Origin of the sequence: Formosa agariphila KMM 3901, from assembly GCF_000723205.1 — a bacterium.
Classification (GTDB): domain Bacteria; phylum Bacteroidota; class Bacteroidia; order Flavobacteriales; family Flavobacteriaceae; genus Formosa; species Formosa agariphila.
In genome coordinates, this window is record NZ_HG315671.1 from 3,147,812 (window position 1) to 3,166,512 (window position 18,701).

12 protein-coding genes are annotated in these 18,701 nt (G+C 32.4%); 7 read left to right on the top strand and 5 right to left on the bottom strand.

Annotated elements, in window-relative coordinates; genetic code table 11:
• The first annotated feature begins 31 nt into the window (after positions 1–31).
• Genes BN863_RS13140 through BN863_RS13160 form a run of 5 tightly spaced genes read left to right on the top strand, consistent with a single transcriptional unit; the run spans position 32 to position 9,028 of the window.
• On the top strand, positions 32–1,744 hold the full coding sequence (locus BN863_RS13140; protein ID WP_038531398.1) for a GMC oxidoreductase: 1,713 nt from the start codon (positions 32–34) through the stop codon (positions 1,742–1,744).
• Between the two features lies 1 nt (position 1,745).
• Positions 1,746–2,345, top strand: coding sequence for a gluconate 2-dehydrogenase subunit 3 family protein (locus tag BN863_RS13145; RefSeq protein WP_038531401.1), 600 nt, complete (start codon positions 1,746–1,748; stop codon positions 2,343–2,345).
• 12 nt (positions 2,346–2,357) lie between these two features.
• Positions 2,358–4,988, top strand: coding sequence for an alkaline phosphatase D family protein (locus tag BN863_RS13150; protein ID WP_038531403.1), 2,631 nt, complete (start codon positions 2,358–2,360; stop codon positions 4,986–4,988).
• A 35-nt stretch (positions 4,989–5,023) separates the two neighbouring features.
• Positions 5,024–8,362 carry a glycoside hydrolase family 2 TIM barrel-domain containing protein gene (locus tag BN863_RS13155; RefSeq protein ID WP_038531407.1) on the top strand — a complete coding sequence of 1,113 codons (3,339 nt, stop codon included), beginning with the start codon at positions 5,024–5,026 and terminating at the stop codon, positions 8,360–8,362.
• A gap of 27 nt (positions 8,363–8,389) precedes the next feature.
• Complete coding sequence (locus tag BN863_RS13160) at positions 8,390–9,028, top strand: carbohydrate-binding family 9-like protein (RefSeq protein ID WP_038531410.1); 639 nt, start codon at positions 8,390–8,392, stop codon at positions 9,026–9,028.
• 82 nt (positions 9,029–9,110) lie between these two features.
• Here BN863_RS13160 and BN863_RS13165 read toward each other — a convergent pair whose 3' ends face one another.
• From BN863_RS13165 to BN863_RS13175, 4 genes are read right to left on the bottom strand one after another with little or no spacing between them, the layout of a single operon-like run.
• A complete protein-coding gene (locus BN863_RS13165; RefSeq protein ID WP_197539160.1) occupies positions 9,111–9,839 on the bottom strand; it encodes an exonuclease/endonuclease/phosphatase family protein in 729 nt (242 codons plus the stop codon).
• Positions 9,805–10,152, bottom strand: a complete 348-nt coding sequence (locus tag BN863_RS18695; RefSeq protein WP_197539161.1) for an exonuclease/endonuclease/phosphatase family protein — start codon at positions 10,150–10,152, stop codon at positions 9,805–9,807. The genes BN863_RS13165 and BN863_RS18695 overlap by 35 nt, the downstream gene beginning before the upstream one ends.
• A gap of 9 nt (positions 10,153–10,161) precedes the next feature.
• Positions 10,162–11,352 carry a glycine C-acetyltransferase gene (gene kbl / locus BN863_RS13170; RefSeq protein WP_038531413.1) on the bottom strand — a complete coding sequence of 397 codons (1,191 nt, stop codon included), beginning with the start codon at positions 11,350–11,352 and terminating at the stop codon, positions 10,162–10,164.
• A 21-nt stretch (positions 11,353–11,373) separates the two neighbouring features.
• Entirely contained in the window at positions 11,374–12,345 is a 972-nt protein-coding gene (locus tag BN863_RS13175) for an NAD-dependent epimerase/dehydratase family protein (RefSeq protein ID WP_038531415.1), read from the bottom strand.
• 160 nt (positions 12,346–12,505) lie between these two features.
• Between BN863_RS13175 and BN863_RS13180 the strand changes: the two genes are divergently transcribed.
• Positions 12,506–12,967 (top strand): Lrp/AsnC family transcriptional regulator, encoded by a 462-nt coding sequence (locus BN863_RS13180; protein WP_038531418.1) that lies wholly within the window; start codon positions 12,506–12,508, stop codon positions 12,965–12,967.
• On the opposite strand, the gene BN863_RS13185 is transcribed toward BN863_RS13180, so the two are convergent.
• Entirely contained in the window at positions 12,964–17,049 is a 4,086-nt protein-coding gene (locus BN863_RS13185; RefSeq protein ID WP_038531421.1) for a hybrid sensor histidine kinase/response regulator transcription factor, read from the bottom strand. The two genes, BN863_RS13180 and BN863_RS13185, sit on opposite strands and share 4 nt — an antisense overlap.
• A gap of 263 nt (positions 17,050–17,312) precedes the next feature.
• On the opposite strand from BN863_RS13185, the gene BN863_RS13190 reads away from it, so the two are divergent.
• Positions 17,313–18,671: a Gfo/Idh/MocA family protein gene (locus BN863_RS13190; protein ID WP_038531424.1), complete on the top strand. Its 1,359-nt coding sequence runs from the start codon at positions 17,313–17,315 to the stop codon at positions 18,669–18,671.
• Positions 18,672–18,701 lie beyond the last annotated feature (30 nt).

Genomic DNA, 18,701 nt, shown 5'->3' on the forward strand with positions numbered 1-18,701 from the left:
TAAACGATAACAATTTTTATAGAAAAATTAAATGAATTCTATTACAAACACAAACGTAATTGATAAAGGTTTCGATGCCATTGTAATTGGCACAGGAATATCTGGAGGTTGGGCAGCCAAAGAATTATGCGAAAACGGGCTAAAGACTTTAGTGTTAGAACGTGGTCGAATGGTAGAGCATGTTAAAGATTACAAAACAGCTACTATGGACCCATGGGATTTTAAATTTCGTGGTCTACCTAACAACGAAACAAAACAAAAACAATTTAAACAAAATCGAACTGGTTTTGTAACTCACGATTCTATAAAACATTGGTTTGTTAACGATTTAAAGCATCCATATAATGAAATTAAGCGTTTTGACTGGATTCGTGGTTATCATGTTGGAGGAAGATCACTAACATGGGGACGCCAAGCCTTACGTATGACTGATCTAGATTTTGAAGCCAATGAAAAAGAAGGTATTGCTGTAGATTGGCCTATTAGATATAAAGATATTGAACCATGGTATACTAAAGTTGAAAAATTTATAGGAGTTAGCGGCGAAAATTTAGGGTTAAATCATTTTCCTGATGGCTATTTATCTCCTCCTATAGAACTAAATTGTGTTGAAGATTATTTTAGATCTGAAATAAAAAAACAATATAACAACAGACATTTAACTATTGGCAGGTTTACGAATTTAACAGGTGAAGCCCAACATGATGGGAGAGCCAACTGTGTATATCGTAATCGCTGTATGAGAGGTTGCCCAATTGGAGGATATTTTAGTAGTAATGCATCAACATTACCTGCAGCAGAGAAAACAGGTAATATGGAATTATTACCAAATGCTATAGTGACTGAATTAGTTTACGATGATAGTTTACAAAAAGTGACTGGAGTAAAAGTTATTAATTCAGAAACAAAAGAACAGATGTTCTATAAAGCAAATATTATTTTTTGTTGTGCGTCCACTATTGGCTCAACAAGTATTTTATTGCAATCTAAATCGAAGCGTTTTCCTAATGGTTTAGGTAACGATAGCGGGGAATTAGGACATAATTTAATGGATCATCATTTTCAAGTTGGAGCAACTGCAACTGTAGAAGGTTTTGAAGATGCATTTTATAAAGGGAAACGCCCTGCGAGTTTTCATATTCCAAGATTCAGAAATTTACCTGACTCTGAATCTAAACAGAAATTTCTTAGAGGGTATTCATTTCAGGGTAGCGCAAGCAGAACCAATTGGAAACGCGCTATTAAGGAGTTAAGTTATGGTAAAGATTTAAAAGAATCACTTTTAAAATCAGGACCATGGAAAATTGGAATGTCTGGTTTTGGTGAATGTTTACCTTATCATGAAAATAAAATGACTCTTGACTATAACAAATTAGACGAATGGGGATTACCTACAGTCTCTTTTGACTGCGAATATAAAGAAAATGAATTACTGATGCGTGAAGACATTAAAAATGAAGCTGTTAACATGTTAAAATCAGCTGGATTCAAAAATGTTAAGGGTTACAATAATGAAACATTTCCAGGAATTGCAATTCATGAAATGGGTACTGCTAGAATGGGTAAAGATTCTACTACTTCAGTTTTAAATGCATTCAATCAATTACACAGTGTACCTAATGTTTATGTTACCGATGGTGCTTGTATGACATCTTCAGGAAATCAAAACCCGTCACTTACATATATGGCTTTAACTGCAAGAGCAGTAAATCATGCCGTTAGAAACTATAAAAAAATCAAGTAACATGAAGAGACGAGATGTCTTAAAACAAGGAGCGCTATCATTCGGATACGTGGCTATAACACCAAGTATAGTGAGCCTTTTTCAGTCATGCAGCGAACAATCAGAATCGTGGGAACCTGAAGTTATCCCAACCCATTTAAAAGATATGACCACTGTTTTAATTGATTTTTTTCTACCAAAAACAGACGTGATTGGAGGTACTGATTTAAACTTAACACCTTTCGTCGACAGTATGATATTTGAAACAATGGATGTTTCGAAACAAGGGGTATTTGTTTTAGGTGCTGAAAGTTTTAAAAACACTCTTGAAAAAATTTATAAAAAAAGAATTTCAGAGATAGATTCTAATCAAATTAAAATTGCTTTAAAAACGTTCTGTGATTTACCAAAACAAAAAGAAGAACATGTTTTTGAGCAACTCGAACAACAATTTTCTGAGATAGCTTCAGAGCAGAAAAACACGTATTTGAATTACAATTATATAACTAACGTGAGGTATTATAGTTTATTAGGATATTATACATCTCAAGAAATAGTAGAAGGAGTACAAGATGTGAATCCAAATTTAGGATATTACAATGGGTGTATTAATGATGAATAAAGTATTAAATTGATGAATAGAAGAAAATATATAAAAACTATTGCTCTTGGAGCACTTTTACCAGGGTTTGTAAACACGGGATTTCCTTTAAGCATTTTGAATGATTCACTAAACGAGCAGCAAGTTACTTTTAAATCTAATTGGCACAATTGGAAAAACATGAAGTGGGTTGGTCCTGAATATTGGGGAAATCGCTTGCAAGATTGGGAGTTAATTAACGGTCGTGTAATATGTAATATTTCTGGTGTAAATAGAACCTTACAATTATTAACTGTTCAAAAAACAAGTTCACTTAGCGCCTTTAGTATAAGTGTAGAAATAGATATGCTCCTATCTAATTTGGAAACAGATCAAGTTGGGTGCTTTGGATTGAGATTAGGTGCTAAAGGTCAGTTTGATGATTATAGATCTGCTGCTGTTTTTGGGAAAGGATTTGACATTGGTTTACTACCAAATGGAAATTTAAAATTGGGTGCTGAAACCATTGAAACAGGATTAAAAACCATTCCTAAACAATTTCAATTACAAGTTAAATTTAGTCCGAGTAGTAATGATTATAATCTAACCGTAGACGTTAAAGATACAAAATCAAAACAGACACTTTTTACAACTGTAAAGTCAGCGATTAATAAAGACGTTGTTGCAGGTAACTTTGCATTGTTATCGGATATCAAGGTTGCTAAAGCAATCGAAAACAATCCAACAGTTGCTTTTTCAAACTGGGAAATTAGTGGTTCTCAATTATACCAAAACGAGGAACAATTATTCGGACCTATTTGTTTTGCGCAATATACTTTACACGCTCAGACTTTAAAAATAACAGGACAGTTTGCTCCTATTGAATCTATTCCTAATCATAAAATTTTATTACAATTTAAAAGACATGATACATGGGAAACTTATTCAGAACATCAGTTAAAACACCAAGGAAGAGCTGTAAGTTTTAGAATAGAAAATTGGCAGGAAAACACTGATATACCATATCGTATTATTGTAGAAATTCCATTAAAGACAGAGACTCATCAGTATACTTACGAAGGTACAATTGCAGAAGAGCCTCTAAATATAGAGTCAATTTCTGCAGCTGTATTCAGCTGTAATTTTCATTATGGTTTTCCAGACACAGATGTTTACGAAAATGTTTCAAAATTAAATCCTGATATCATACTTTTTCTAGGCGATCAGTTTTATGAAGGTACAGGAGGTTTTGGAGCACAATACTATGGTGATTTAGACAAAAGTTGTTTAGATTATTTAAGAAAGTGGATGATGTTTGGCTGGTCTTACCGCGAATTATTTCGTCATAAACCATGTGCTATAATTCCTGATGATCATGATGTTTATCATGGTAATGTTTGGGGAGAGTCTGGAGGTAAAGCCGATATTAGTGAAGGGTATGGAGCGTCTTCTCAAGATTCTGGTGGATATAAAATGCCAGCAGATTGGGTAAATATGGTTCAGTTTACACAAACCAGTCATTTACCCGATCCATATGATGCAACACCTGTAAAGCAAAATATAGGTATGTATTATACACAATGGAATTATGGGGGCTTGAGTTTTGCTATTTTAGAAGATAGAAAATTTAAATCGGCTCCTAAACACATCCTTCCTGAAGAAGCTAAAATTTGGAATGGGTTTATTACAAATCCCGATTTCGATATTAAAAAATACAAAAACTTAGAGGCAACACTACTAGGAGAACGTCAGCATAAATTTATTGACGATTGGGCTGACGATTGGGGCTCTAATATAGAAATGAAAGTGGTATTATCGCAAACTAATTTTGCAACTGTAGCAACATTACCTAAAGGCACCTTAACAGATGATATTGTACCAAAATTAAGCATACCAGAAAAAGGTGTTTATGTTAAAGGAGATGCACCTACAGTAGATATGGATTCAAACGGATGGCCATCTAACAAAAGGGATCAAGCTATTCAAAAAATTAGAAAATGTTTTGCTTTTCATATTGCAGGAGATCAACATTTAGGTAGTTTTATTCAATACGGAATAGATAATTTTGGCGATAGTGGTTATGCGTTTGCGGGGCCAGCTTTAAACAATATTTGGCCACGTAGATTTTGGCCCGATATAAATTATGCAGAACACACCTATAAAAATCCTGCTTATGTTGGAAATCACATCGACGGTTTCGGAAATAAAATAACAGTTAAAGCTGTAGCAAATCCATTTAACACCGGTAAAACACCAGAAATTGTACATAACAGAGCAACTGGTTATGGGCTGGTTACGTTTAATAAAAAGGATAGAACTATAAAAACAGAATGTTGGGCACGTTATGCCAATCCACAATTGGGAGAACAAGAACAATTACCTGGTTGGCCAATTACTATTAGTCAAGAAATGAATTATGGTAGGGAAGCAGAAGGTTTCTTACCTGAGTTAATAATAAAAGGAGGTTCTAATCCTGTAGTACAAGTTTTCGATGAAACTTTAAATGAAATCATTTACACTATTAGAATAAAAGGAAACCGCTTTCAACCTAAAGTATTTTCTAAAGCTCACCTCTATACTTTAATCGTGGGAACCGATTTGAGTGATAAAGCTAAAGTTAATCATCTTACTCATATAAAAGTAATTCCTAATCCTCAACCAATAACAATACAATTAAAAGCTTAACTATTTATCTAAATAGGAACAATCAAATTAAATATATGAAAACATCTAATCTCTCATTTTTAATCTTATTGTATTTGTCCTTTGGCATCACGGCTATGGCCCAAACCAAAGACATATGGGATTATATTGAAAACGAACAGCGTATTAGCGAAAATAAAGAACCGGCACATGCTAGTTTTAAATCTTATGATTCTTCAGAGAATTTAAAGCAAGATAATTCAGAATTTATAAACGTTTTGGATGGGGTATGGAAATTTAAATGGGTAAGAAAACCAGATGATAGACCGACTACTTTTATGAATCCCTCTGAATCTGTTTCAGGATGGGACGAAATTAAAGTACCGAGTAATTGGGAAGTAGAAGGTTTTGGGGTACCTATTTATGTAAATCATCAATATGAATTTGCTGATAATAAAGCACGTGTATCAGACGAAATTGAATTTAAAGATCCGGAAAGTCCACGTTCCGTCCCAAAATACGCCGGAAAAGTACCTCATGATTATAACCCTGTAGGTTCATATCGTCGTGATTTTGTTATAGCAGACTCATGGTCTAGTAAAGAGTTATTTCTACATGTAGGAGCTATGAAGTCTGGAGGCTTTGTTTGGTTAAATGGTGAATATGTTGGATATTCTCAAGGAAGTAAATTACCATCTGAATTTAATATTACCAAGATGGCAAAGCCTGGTAAAAATACCATTGCCATTCAAATATACAGATGGACAGATGGAAGTTTTCTAGAGTGTCAAGATTTCTGGCGAATAAGTGGAATTGAACGTAGTGTATATGTATATGCGCAACCAAAATTACGCCTTCAAGATTTTGAAGTTGTATCTAATCTAGATGCGGGCTATACTAATGGCGAATTCGAATTAGATATCACTCTACAAAATCATGGTAATAAAAAACAACAAGCAGAAATATCATATCATATTTTAAAAGATAACAACATCTTGGTTGAAAATTCTGAGACCATTACAGTCGAAGGCGATTCTAACGGTACAACTTCATTTAATGCTCAACTTCCAAATATTAAACCATGGAGTGCAGAACATCCAAACCTCTATACTTTAGTCTTAGAGTTAAAAGATAAAAAAGGAAATATTACAGAAACGACATCTCGTGAAATCGGGTTTAGAAGTGTTGAAATCAAGCAAGGATTGTTATTAGTAAATGGGCAACGTATAACATTAAAAGGTGTAAATGCCCAGGAAACAGACCCAGAAACCGGTCACGTGATGTCTGAAGCTTTAATTTTAAAAGACATTCAACTTTGGAAAGAAAACAATATTAACGCAGTGCGTTTAAGTCACTATCCGCGAGGAAGACGCTTTTACGAGTTGTGCGACCAATACGGAATTTATGTTGTTGATGAAGCCAATATAGAATCTCACGGAATGTATTACGGTTCATCATCGTTAGCCAAAAACGATGCTTGGGAACATGCTCATGTAGATCGTATGGTAAGAATGGTACAACGCGATAAAAACCATCCGTCTGTAATTATTTGGTCTATGGGAAATGAAGCAGGAAACGGTGTTAATTTTTACGCAGGTTATAAAGCGATAAAAGCTGCCGACAAATCGAAACGTCCGGTGCAATACGAGCGTTCTTATAAAGATACAGATGGTGGTTTATTAGACATGGATTGGAATACAGATATTATTGTGCCTCAATATCCTTCTCCAGCTACTTTCGAAAAAATTGGACAAGATAAAACAGACCGTCCGTTTATACCAAGTGAATATGCTCATGCTATGGGTAACAGCACAGGAAATTTTCAAGACTATTGGGATGTTATAGAAAAATACGATAACCTACAAGGGGGGGTTATTTGGGATTGGGTAGATCAGTCTATTTGGAAAACTAATGAAGATGGCGAACGTTATTATGCTTATGGTGGCGACTATGGCGAAAACATGCCGTCTGATAATACCTTTTTAAACAATGGAATTGTATTTCCAAATCGTACTCCTCAACCCGGATTATATGAAGTTAAAAAAGCACATGAATTTATAAACTTCAAAAATAAAGGCGTAAACAAACAGAACGAACTTCGCGTTTATGTAGAAAATTTATATGATTTTACAAACCTAGATGCATTTAATTTTATTGCTAAAATAAAAGCAGACGGACAGGTTTTAAAAAGTATAACTATAGACACCCTTAACGTAGACACGCATACAGGAAAAATGATTCGTATCCCATTAGATGAAATTAATGTTAAACCAAATACAGAGTATTTCGTTGAATTATCTGCTGAAATAAAAGCAGACTGGGGAATTATACCTGCTAATTTTGAATTAGCACATGAGCAAATTGCATTAACTAAAACATATAAAGTAGAAGAGACTACGCTTCCAAATTCAGATCGTTTAAAAGTAAAAAATAGCAAAGGTATTGTAAGTATTACAAATGATGATTTAGAATTTGTATTTAGTTCTGAAGCTGGTAGAATTGAAATTTTAAAATTTAAAGGGCAAGACTTAATCCTAGCAGGTAAAGGTCCTAAACCAAATTTTTGGAGAGCAGTAACCGATAACGATTCTGGAAATAGAATGTATAAGAATAATATTGAGTGGAAAAAAGCCTCTTTATTCTCTAAAGTAAGCGACATTAAAGTTACAACTGTTGCAGAAGACCGTATTCAACTAAAAGTGAGTTATATATTACCAGGTGTAGATACTACATGGGAAAGTATATATACTGTTTATGGAAACGGAATGATAAAAGTTAGTAATACACTAAACCCAACAACCTATAAGGCAGATATTCCTAGAATAGGAATGCGCATGCAGATGCCTAGGAAATATGATAATTTAACGTATTTTGGACGTGGACCTTGGGAGAATTACAAAGACAGAAACCATGCTGCTTTTATAGACTTATATGAGTCTACTGTAAAGGATCAATATGTACCATACATAAGACCACAAGAAAATGGCTATAAAACTAATGTGCGTTGGGCTGCATTATTAGACGAAACTAATTCTGGATTATTAGTGGTTGCAAAAGATGTTAAACAAGGCTTAGGTTTAAGTGCTTTACATATGCCAAACGAAGATTTTGATACTTCGGAAGGTTTAGATTATGGAGATGCTGCAAAAATTGAAACGGAATTTCGTATTGATGGTATTCCTAATGTGAATAAAAATAAACACACTATAGATATTAAAGAACAAGATTTAGTTCAATTAAATATCGATTTAGATCAGCGTGGAGTTGCAGGTGATAACAGTTGGGGAGGAAAACCACAAGAGAAATATCAGATTAAAGGGAACGAAACACATGTGTACACCTTTTATTTTATGCCTATAGAAGATAAAACTGAAGCCGAATTAATAGAGGCTTCTAAGTTATTTCATTTTAACTAAAACCCAGCTAAAAAAGTGTTGTGCCATATGAAAACGTATACTGTAAATCGCATAGAAGAATCGACTCTAAATATTAATGGACTCGGTAATAGTACGCCATGGAAAACGGCCGAATTATTAACAGATTTTATAGCACCTTGGGATTTAGAATTTAAACCCAAGGTTGCTTTTAAAGCATTATGGGATGTAAATAATTTCTATTTCTGTTTTCATGTAGAAGATCAAGAAGTCTATTTAAATACCACAGACGATAGTATTGAAAGCATTGGATCCTCTGATCGAGTTGAATTATTTTTTAGAAAAGATAAAGACTTAAATCCGTATTACTGTTTAGAAATGGATTCATCTGCAAGGTTGATGGATTTTAAAGCAAAAGCAGGAAAGGTTTTCGATTTCGATTGGAACTGGTCAAAGCATGGCATCGAATTAAAATCTAATGTAAATGCTAACGGATATACGCTTGAAGGCGTAGTGTCTATTTCGGTTTTAAAAGAATTAAAATTACTTTATAATAGCCAATTAGAGGTAGGTATTTTCGCTGCTAAATTTAAACTTACTAATGAGACACAAAGACATCCCATTTGGATGAGTTGGGTTCATCCACAAGTAACAGAACCTAACTTTCATCAACCACTAACGTTTGGCTCTTTAATTTTGAAAGGTTGAAATTTTTAGAACATATTTTTGTGATAAAATAGAATGAACGGATTCAAACCAAACATACCATACTAATAATCGATGTATTAAACTAGATATTTAATTTAAAAACAGCTAGTACAGCCTTATGATCGCTTGGCCATATATTTTTAGGAGTAATAATATTATCGGCAGTATTTTCTATCACTCTTTTATTTCTAACAATATCACCTCTTGGTCCTAGAATGGCTACGTTTTCAAGTTTTAATCGTGTATCTGGGTAGTAAAAAATAAAATCTATACGATCTCGATCATCTGCATTAGGACTCCAAGCTAGTTTAGTAACAGGGACAGCTGTATTATTTGCAGGGTAAGTAAACCCAGGATGTGTAATTGGATTTGAAAACACCGTTCTATAAGCATCTAAAAACCCTGCTTTATCTAATTGTACAGTGTTAAACCAAGGCATGACAACACCATGATGATCATATAAATCTTTATTCGCTTCAACCCAATCTAGATGGGAAGGTTCATTATTATCTCCTCCATAAATGACGACGTTTCCATTTAAAACTTCACTCTTAGCATCATTTATAAATGCAGCGATAGCTTCGTCACGCTTTGAAGCCATATTAATTTCTTGAATTTTAGAAATATTTGTTATTGGTTTTTCTAAAACTTTCCAAGTCGACCCATCGTAGCTTCGAGGCAAATACAAGGCACAATTTAAATAATCTAAATGACCACTATAAAATGCTATGGTATTCCCTTGAACATTAATTATTGCCTTAGTAATTGAACCATGATCATTCTGCAGTGGAAATATAGTGGATTGAGACAAAATGGGATACTTTGAAAGTACCCCCTGAATCTTCACTCTTTTCAGAATAATATGTATAACCTTTTACTTTTAATGCATTAACTAATCTGTCGTTTAATGTTACACCATCGTAATTTCGCACTTCACTAAGCGCTATTAGGTCAGCATCATTTTCTATAATTTCAGTAATAATAGTATTAAAACCGTTTTCAACTTTTGTTCCTTCTTGCCAGATATTAAATTGAAGCACACGTAATTCGACAGCTTCAACTTGAGCATGTAAAAACGCACTACACAACAAAAAAACAATAAGAAAAGGTTTTAAAACATGCATTATCTTAATTTATGAAATTACATTTAAGCTTTTACCAACTTTTATAAATGCGGAAATTGCCTTGTCTAAATGCTGACGCTCATGACCTGCAGATAATTGTACACGTATTCTTGCTTTACCTTTAGGTACTACAGGATAAAAGAAACCAATAACATAAATCCCTTCATCTAAAAGTCTGGCTGCAAACTCCTGGGCTAAAGGCGCTTCTTCTAACATAACTGGTACAATTGGGTGATCTCCTGGCAGAATATTAAAACCTGCTGCTGTCATTTGTTTTCTGAAGTATTTTGTATTCTCTTCTAATGTATCACGTAAATGCGTAGAAGCACTTAAAATATCTAAAACTTTAATTGATGCTCCAACAATAGAAGGTGCTACTGTATTAGAAAACAAGTATGGTCTAGATTTCTGACGTAAAATATCTACAATTTCCTTTCTTGCAGCAGTAAATCCACCTGAAGCTCCACCTAAAGCTTTACCATATGTTCCTGTTATGATATCGATACGATCAATTACATTATGATATTCGTGAGTTCCACGACCTGTTTTTCCTAAAAAACCTGTAGAATGACATTCATCTATCATGACTAATGCATCGTACTTATCGGCTAAATCACAAATTATATTCAATTGAGCAATGGTACCATCCATAGAAAATGAACCGTCAGTTACAATTAACTTTCGTCTTGAACCTTCTGCATCTTGTAATTGTTTTTCTAAATCGGCCATATCATTATGAGCATACCTAAAACGCTTGGCTTTGCATAAACGAATACCATCAATAATGGATGCGTGATTTAACGCATCAGAAATAATAGCGTCTTCTGCGGTAAGAAGAGGTTCAAAAATACCGCCATTTGCATCAAAAGCAGCAGCATATAATATACAATCTTCCATGCCTAAAAATTCGGCTGTTTTTTGCTCTAATTCTTTATGAATATCTTGAGTTCCACAAATGAAACGTACAGAAGACATTCCAAAACCATGTGTATCTATCGTTTTTTTACTAGCTTCAAGAACTTCTGGATGCGATGATAACCCCAAATAGTTATTAGCACAAAAATTGATAACATTGTTCACTTGTGTCGTTGAAATTTCAGCACGTTGTGGCGTTGTTATTATACGTTCACTTTTATATAACCCTTCTTCTTTTAGGGTTTCTATTTCTGCTTGTAAAGCTTCTTTTAAATTTGAATACATGTGTTATCTTTTTTGTAATGATTATGCTTGTACTAAATTATAATAGTTTTTTAATTTCTCAATCATGATTTTACTCATTGCCTCTAAATCAAATTCTGGTTTCCATCCCCATTCATTTCTAGCTAATGAATCGTCAATAGATTTAGGCCATTTATCGGCAATACGCTGCCTAAAATCTGGTTCGTAATTTACTTCAAAATTTGGATATGATTTTACAATCTCTTCTACAACCTCTTTAGGCGAGAAACTTACTCCCGCTAAATTATAAGATGTTCTTGTTTGAATTGATTCTTTTGGAGCATCCATTAGCTCTATAGTTGCACGAATAACATCGTCCATAAAAATCATAGGCAATGTTGTGTCTTCTGTTAAAAAACAACTAAAAGACTCACCTAAGACAGCTTTATGAAAAATATCTACTGCATAATCTGTAGTGCCTCCACCTGGCAAAGATTGGTATCCAATAACTCCTGGATACCGAATAGATCGCACATCTAACCCATATCTTAAAAAATAATATTGAGCCCAATTTTCGCCAGCTGCTTTACTAATACCATAAACTGTGGCTGGGTCTAAATATGCATGATTAGAAGTAGACTCCTTATCTGCTCCTTCACCAAACACAGCAATAGAACTTGGGTAAAACACTTTCTCTATTTGATTTAATCTAGCGACTTCAAAAACATTAAACATGGTTTTCATGTTAATATCCCATGTTTGTAAAGGATTCTCTTCGCCTTTGGCTGATAATATGGCAGCCAAATGATAAATCTGAGTTACTTTATATGCTTTTACAACTTCTTCTATACGTTCAAAAGTAATTGCGTCAATAATTTCAAATAATCCCTGATACCCTTCTCTAGTTCTTAAATCGGAAGCAATAACATTATTGACCCCAAATTTCTCTTGTAGTGATTTCACTAAAACAGAACCTAATTGACCATTTGCACCAATTACTAAAACAACTGTATTACTAATATTATAGTTTTCCATAAAATTCAGCTCGATTTACTTACAAATCTATGATTTATGATTATTTAAAATAAATAAAGCCGAATATTAAGCAAATAAAGCTGAAAAAATTAAATTATACGCTATTTTTACTTTTCAACACTTAAAAAAAATAAAATAACAGTAATTTTTATTTCAGACTATGGAATTATTAGATACAACTGACACAACCATTTTAAGAATTTTACAAAAAGATTCGAAAAAAACAGCAAAAGAAATAGCCAACACACTTAATCTTACAGCCTCTCCTGTGTACGAACGTATTCGTCGATTAGAAAAGCAAGGCTTTATAAAGAAATATGTAGCTATATTAGATAAAAAACTTATAGATAGATCTATAACCACTATCTGTCAAGTTTCTATGCGTTACCATAACGAAGCTTTTATTGAGAAATTTGAAGAACAAATTCAAAGTCTTGAAGAGGTTCAAGAATGTTACCATATGGCTGGCCAAGTGGATTTTATTCTAAAAATAAACACACAAAGCTTAGAGGGCTATCATAATTTTGTAAAATATAAGCTTTCTAAAATAGAAAATATTGGCGTCTTAAACAGCACCTTTGTATTGAAAGATATTAAACAAACATCTGAATTTTACATCTAAATATCTGACAAACCATGATACTTTAAATAAATCTCTGCACCTTCTTGTTTCGCTTCATTTGAAAATACTTTTGGTGTTTTACCAAACTGTTTTTTAAAACATTTTGAAAAATATTTCGGATCATTAAATCCAACCATAAAAGCAACTTCAGAGATAGAATATCCAAATTTAGCAAGAATAACTGCTGCTTTTTTTAAACGAATAAGTCTTACAAAATCAATTATACTATGCCCTGTTAATGCTTGACATTTTCTATAAAAACTGGAATAACTCATGTTTAATGAATCGGCTAGTTCTTCCATTTTTAAATCTGAATCTGTTAATTTAGAATTTACAATCGCCATTAAACTTTCTAAGAATACCTCGTCTTTAGATTTTTCAATGGTAACTTCTGGATTACTAATAGCCTCTGCCCTATATTTGGAGATTATATGCTCTTTAGAAGATATAATATTTTTTACTTTCAATAATAATTCATTCGTATTAAAAGGCTTATTTATATACTCTATAGCTCCTGATTTTAAGCCAGATATTTTAGAATTAATCGAGTTGTTAGCTGTAATTAAAATTACGGGTATATGTTTGGTTAAACTATCCTTTTGAAGCATTTTTGACATAGTAACACCATCTATACCTGGCATGGTAATGTCGCTTAAAATTAAGTCAGGGTAATTTGTCTTTGCATAATGATATCCTTCTTCTCCATTGTCTGCTAGCAATATATTGTACTTTGTAATCAATAAATCCTTTAAAAATTCTTGCAGATCCAAATTATCTTCAACAATTAATATGGTCTTCTTTGAAACATCAGCCTCATTAGGTTTATTACTTTTATTTATTATCTGTTCGGGTATTTCAAAGAGGTTTTCTAATTCTGAATCATTAGTTACAATTTTATCTTCATCTAAATAACTATCTTCAGAAATTGGTAAAATAACAATGAAGCTTGTTCCTTCCTCTGCTGAAGAATTTACTTCTATGCTACCATTGTGCATATCGATTATCTCTTTTGTTAAGGCTAATCCAATACCTGAACCTTTTTGTTTTTTTCCTTCTTTAGATTGATAAAACAAATTAAATATAGCTTCTAAATCTCCTTTAGAAATCCCCGGTCCCGAATCCGTTATATCTATTTTTATAGTTTTCTTGTCATTAAACGGTGTAACTCCTAATCGAATATTTCCTTCACGTGGAGTAAATTTAAAAGCATTTGAAAGCAAATTATAAATAACATGTTCAATTTTATCTTTATCATACCATGATTCTGACAAGTTTTGAGGACAATTAACAACAAAATCTATTTGTTTCTTTCTAGACAATTCTCTAAAAGACAACGAAATATCTTCAATATCATTATACACATTATTTTTAGTAACTGATAAGCGTAATTGTTTCAATTCTTTATCTCTAACTAGTGTTAAATCTCTTGCTATTTTAGACAATCTATTAGTATTGTTAGCAATTATATTTAAACGTTGTTTTAATAGCAAATTTCCATTTTTTTCAGCACGTATAATCATATCATCAATGGGACCTAATATTAAAGTAATAGGAGTTTGAATTTCATGTGACATTTTTGTAAAGAAGTCCATTTTAAGATTACTCAATTCATGTTCTTTAATAAAGTGTACCTTTTCTAATAGCATATTATTTCTAAACAAATACCATCTTCTCACCAATGCCGCTAACAATATTAAACCTATTAGATAAAACAAATATGCCCAATCTGTTCTCCAATACGGGGGGGTTACTTTTATTTTAATCTGCCTAGGTTTAATATCCCACATACCTTTCACTGTTCCTGCCTTTACTTCAAATACGTAATCACCAGGAGGAATATTAGTATAAGTTGCAACCCGTTCAGGGTGACTTCTTATCCAATCCTTATCAAATCCTTTTAATTTATAGGTATAGTAATAATTTTGATTTAAAAGATTATCTACAGCAGAGAACCTGAATGAAAAAGAAGCTTGATCATGCTGAAGGTTTAACTCCTTAATATTATATATATCACAAAACTCCTTAACGGGAAATATGGAATCGACTGCTCTATTAAGTACTTCAATATTATTAATATAAAGATTAGCTTTTGAAACTTGTTTTTGTATCGAATTAGGTTTAAAATAATTTACACCTCTTATTCCTCCAAAATAAACTGTTCCTTGCTTATCCTTAAACACACTACGCCCTAAATAAATATTATCCTCAAATCCATCTGAATTATAAAAAGATTCTAAAGAAGAATCTTTAATATTAAAATGACTAATTCCGTGATTTGAACTCATCCATAGATTATTATTATCTTCAGAAACAATACTTACTAAACTATGATTATTTAAAGCTTCTATATTTTCAAACTTTTCAAAAACTTTATTTAAAGAATTGTATTTTATTAGTTTTCCATTTCTATTAATAAACCAAATTATATTCAAACCTCCAGAAGTCATAGACTTAGGTATATAAGCCTCCCGCATTATCTCATCAAATTCTGGTATATGATTAATAAATACCGAGTTTGATATAGTATCTTTTTCTACCAATTCATAAAAACCACCAAATGGAGCACCAAACCATAAACGTTCATTTTCATCTTCATAAATACTTTCTATTATAGTTCCTTCTAAGCCTTTGTAACCATATTCAAATGCATATATTAGTTTTAAATCAGACGTATATACACTTAAAGAAATATTTGACGCCACCCAAATTCTACCTTTAGAATCATTAAAAACGGTTCGTACGTCTGTAGCATGATGATTTTTAGAGCTAATTAAATCTATTTTCTTAAAGGTTTTATTTTTAGAATTATAATTCCATAGTCCATTTTTATAAGTACCAAACCAAATATTATTTAAATCATCTTCAGCTATGGACTGTACATAAAAACCTTTATTTCTAAAAACATTATTAAAGTACTGTTCTTCTGTCCTTGAATCCTGACTTGTCGAATTTATTTTGGTAACACCAGAACCATCTGTTCCTAACCACAATGTCCCGTTTGAACTTTTTAATATACTCAAAATACGTTGGGGCACATTTTTAACTGATCCTGAATGATATTTTATCGAAGTATTGGGCCTTGATAAAACATTTATTACGCCATAATTAGTAGCTATCCAAATATTCTTATGATTATCTTCACTTATATTTAAAATCGTATTACTACTAAGAGAGAATTCATTTGAAACATCTTTAGAAAACAGTTCCACGTCACCTTGAATCGAGTGAATACGATAAAGCCCACCTCCATCAGTACCTCCCCAAATAAAACCATTACTATCAAAATAAAGAGATAAGAATAATTCATTCTTTATATTATAAATGTCTTTTTTAAAGAATGTATTTTGAATAAAACTATTTTGTTCGATATCATAAACAAAAAGTCCATATGTTTCTGTTCCTACCCATAGCTTATCAGTATTATCAACTTCTAAAATCAAATTCCCTGGAAAATCCGTAAACACACCCTCAATCTCATTTATAGATTTATGGAGTATATTATAATTATATATTTTACCATCTAAAGTACTAAAAAACAAGTTCTTATTTCGATTTACCACTACATTTTGAATCGGTTTCTTTAGATACTTCTTAGAAATTGTAGTTATACTATCACTATGGTCACCACTATATTTATATATAATACCCCCGTCCGTAATGTACCATAAATCTTTTTCGTAGGTTGTAATCCCACGTACGTAATGATTATTAAGATTAGATTTCAATAGACTAAAAGTTCCAGTACTTTCATTATACATTGAAAGGGAGCCATATTGCGATAACAACCATATATTACCATTATCGTCTTTTTCTATTTTAGAAATTTGATTATTTAAATCTCCGTTTGGAAAAATAACAGCATTAGAGATTAATCTATAATCGTATCCATCATAAATTAATATTCCAGAATTACAAACCATCCATATGGTATTATAAGGACCTGGAATCATTTTATTGATAGACATACCAACATTATTAAGTGTTGGAGATATTCTCTTAAAATTTGGATTATTTTGTGAAACAGCAGAAATCATTATTAATAAAAATGATAATATAAAGACTGTTTTTTTACTTAAATCCATGTGTCATATTTTAAGTTAGTTTGAATTTTAAAAGCAGATATGGAAACGTTCTATTTTTAGAGATGTAAAAATATTGATTTATTGACAATAAAGTAACATGATTAATTTTCTAATTTACATTTAGAAGAGAACAATTAAGTCAAATAGGGGGAAATTTAAGTCATACCCGTATTTATAGTGATTATACCACCCTATAATGAGGAAATTAACAGCTCGAATAAGAAATTTAATAATCACATTTGAGAGATATAAACACAGACATAATGAACTCAAGAAGAAACTTTGTAAAAAATACAGCCTTAGCTGGAGTTGCTGCTACTCTACTTCCCAACCTGGGGTTTAGTAACATGTTAGGAACATCTGATGAAAGAATAAAACTAGGTTTTATAGGTATCGGTTTGCGTGGTACAAATCATTTAAACAACGTATTATTAAGAAAAGATGTAGAAATAACAGCTATTTGTGATATCGATCCTAAAAGGACAGATATTGCTTTAAAGCAAATTGAAAAAGCAGGCTTTAATAAACCACAAGTCTTTGGAAAATCTGAAAATGATTATAAGAACTTATTAGCATTGAAAGATGTTGACGCTGTAATAATTGCTACACCTTGGCTATGGCATACACGTATGGCTGTAGAAGCGATGAAAGCGGGAAAATATACCGGACTTGAAGTATCTGCTGCCAATACGATGGAAGAGTGTTGGGATTTAGTAAATATTCATGAGGAGACTGGTACTCATCTTATGATTTTAGAAAATGTAAATTACAGAAGGGATGTACTAGCTGTACTAAATATGGTTAAACAAAATATATTTGGTGAATTGTTGCACTTTAGATGTGGATATCAGCACGATTTACGTTTTGTTAAATTTAATGATGGTAAAACTGCTTATGGAAAAGGCGCCGAATTTGGAGACAAAGGTATTTCAGAATCTGCTTGGCGTACTCAACATTCATTACTACGAAACGCAGATGTTTACCCTACACATGGTGTCGGACCTGTAGCCGTAATGAGTGATATCAATAGGGGAAATCGTTTTTTATCCCTTACATCTCATGCTACTAAAGCACGTGGTTTAAATAAATACATTGTAGATACTGCTGGAGAAGATCATCCTAATGCAAAACTACGTTTTAAACAAGGGGATATTATAACAAGTACCATTGAGACGGCAAATGGAGAAACTATAATTGTAACCCATGATTGTAATTCACCGAGACCTTATTCATTAGGTTTTAGAGTTCAGGGTACGGAAGGACTTTGGGAAGTGGATGGAAATAGAATTCACATAGATGGGCAATCAAAAGCACATACATGGGATGATGCAGATTCATGGCTAAAAAAATACGACCACCCATTATGGAAAAAATATGGTGAAAAAGCTATGGGAGCTGGACATGGAGGAATGGACTTTTTTGTTATGAATGCATTTATTGAGTCTGTTAAGCAAAATATTGCACCTCCAATGGATGCATACGATGCTGCTGCTTGGAGTGCAATAACACCATTATCTGAAGCTTCTATAGAAAATAACGGGGAACCACAAGATTTCCCTGATTTCACTAGAGGACAGTGGGTTAAACGTAAACCTTATAATTGGATGAAAGATACTTATTAATAATAACCAAAAATCACTAACACCACATAT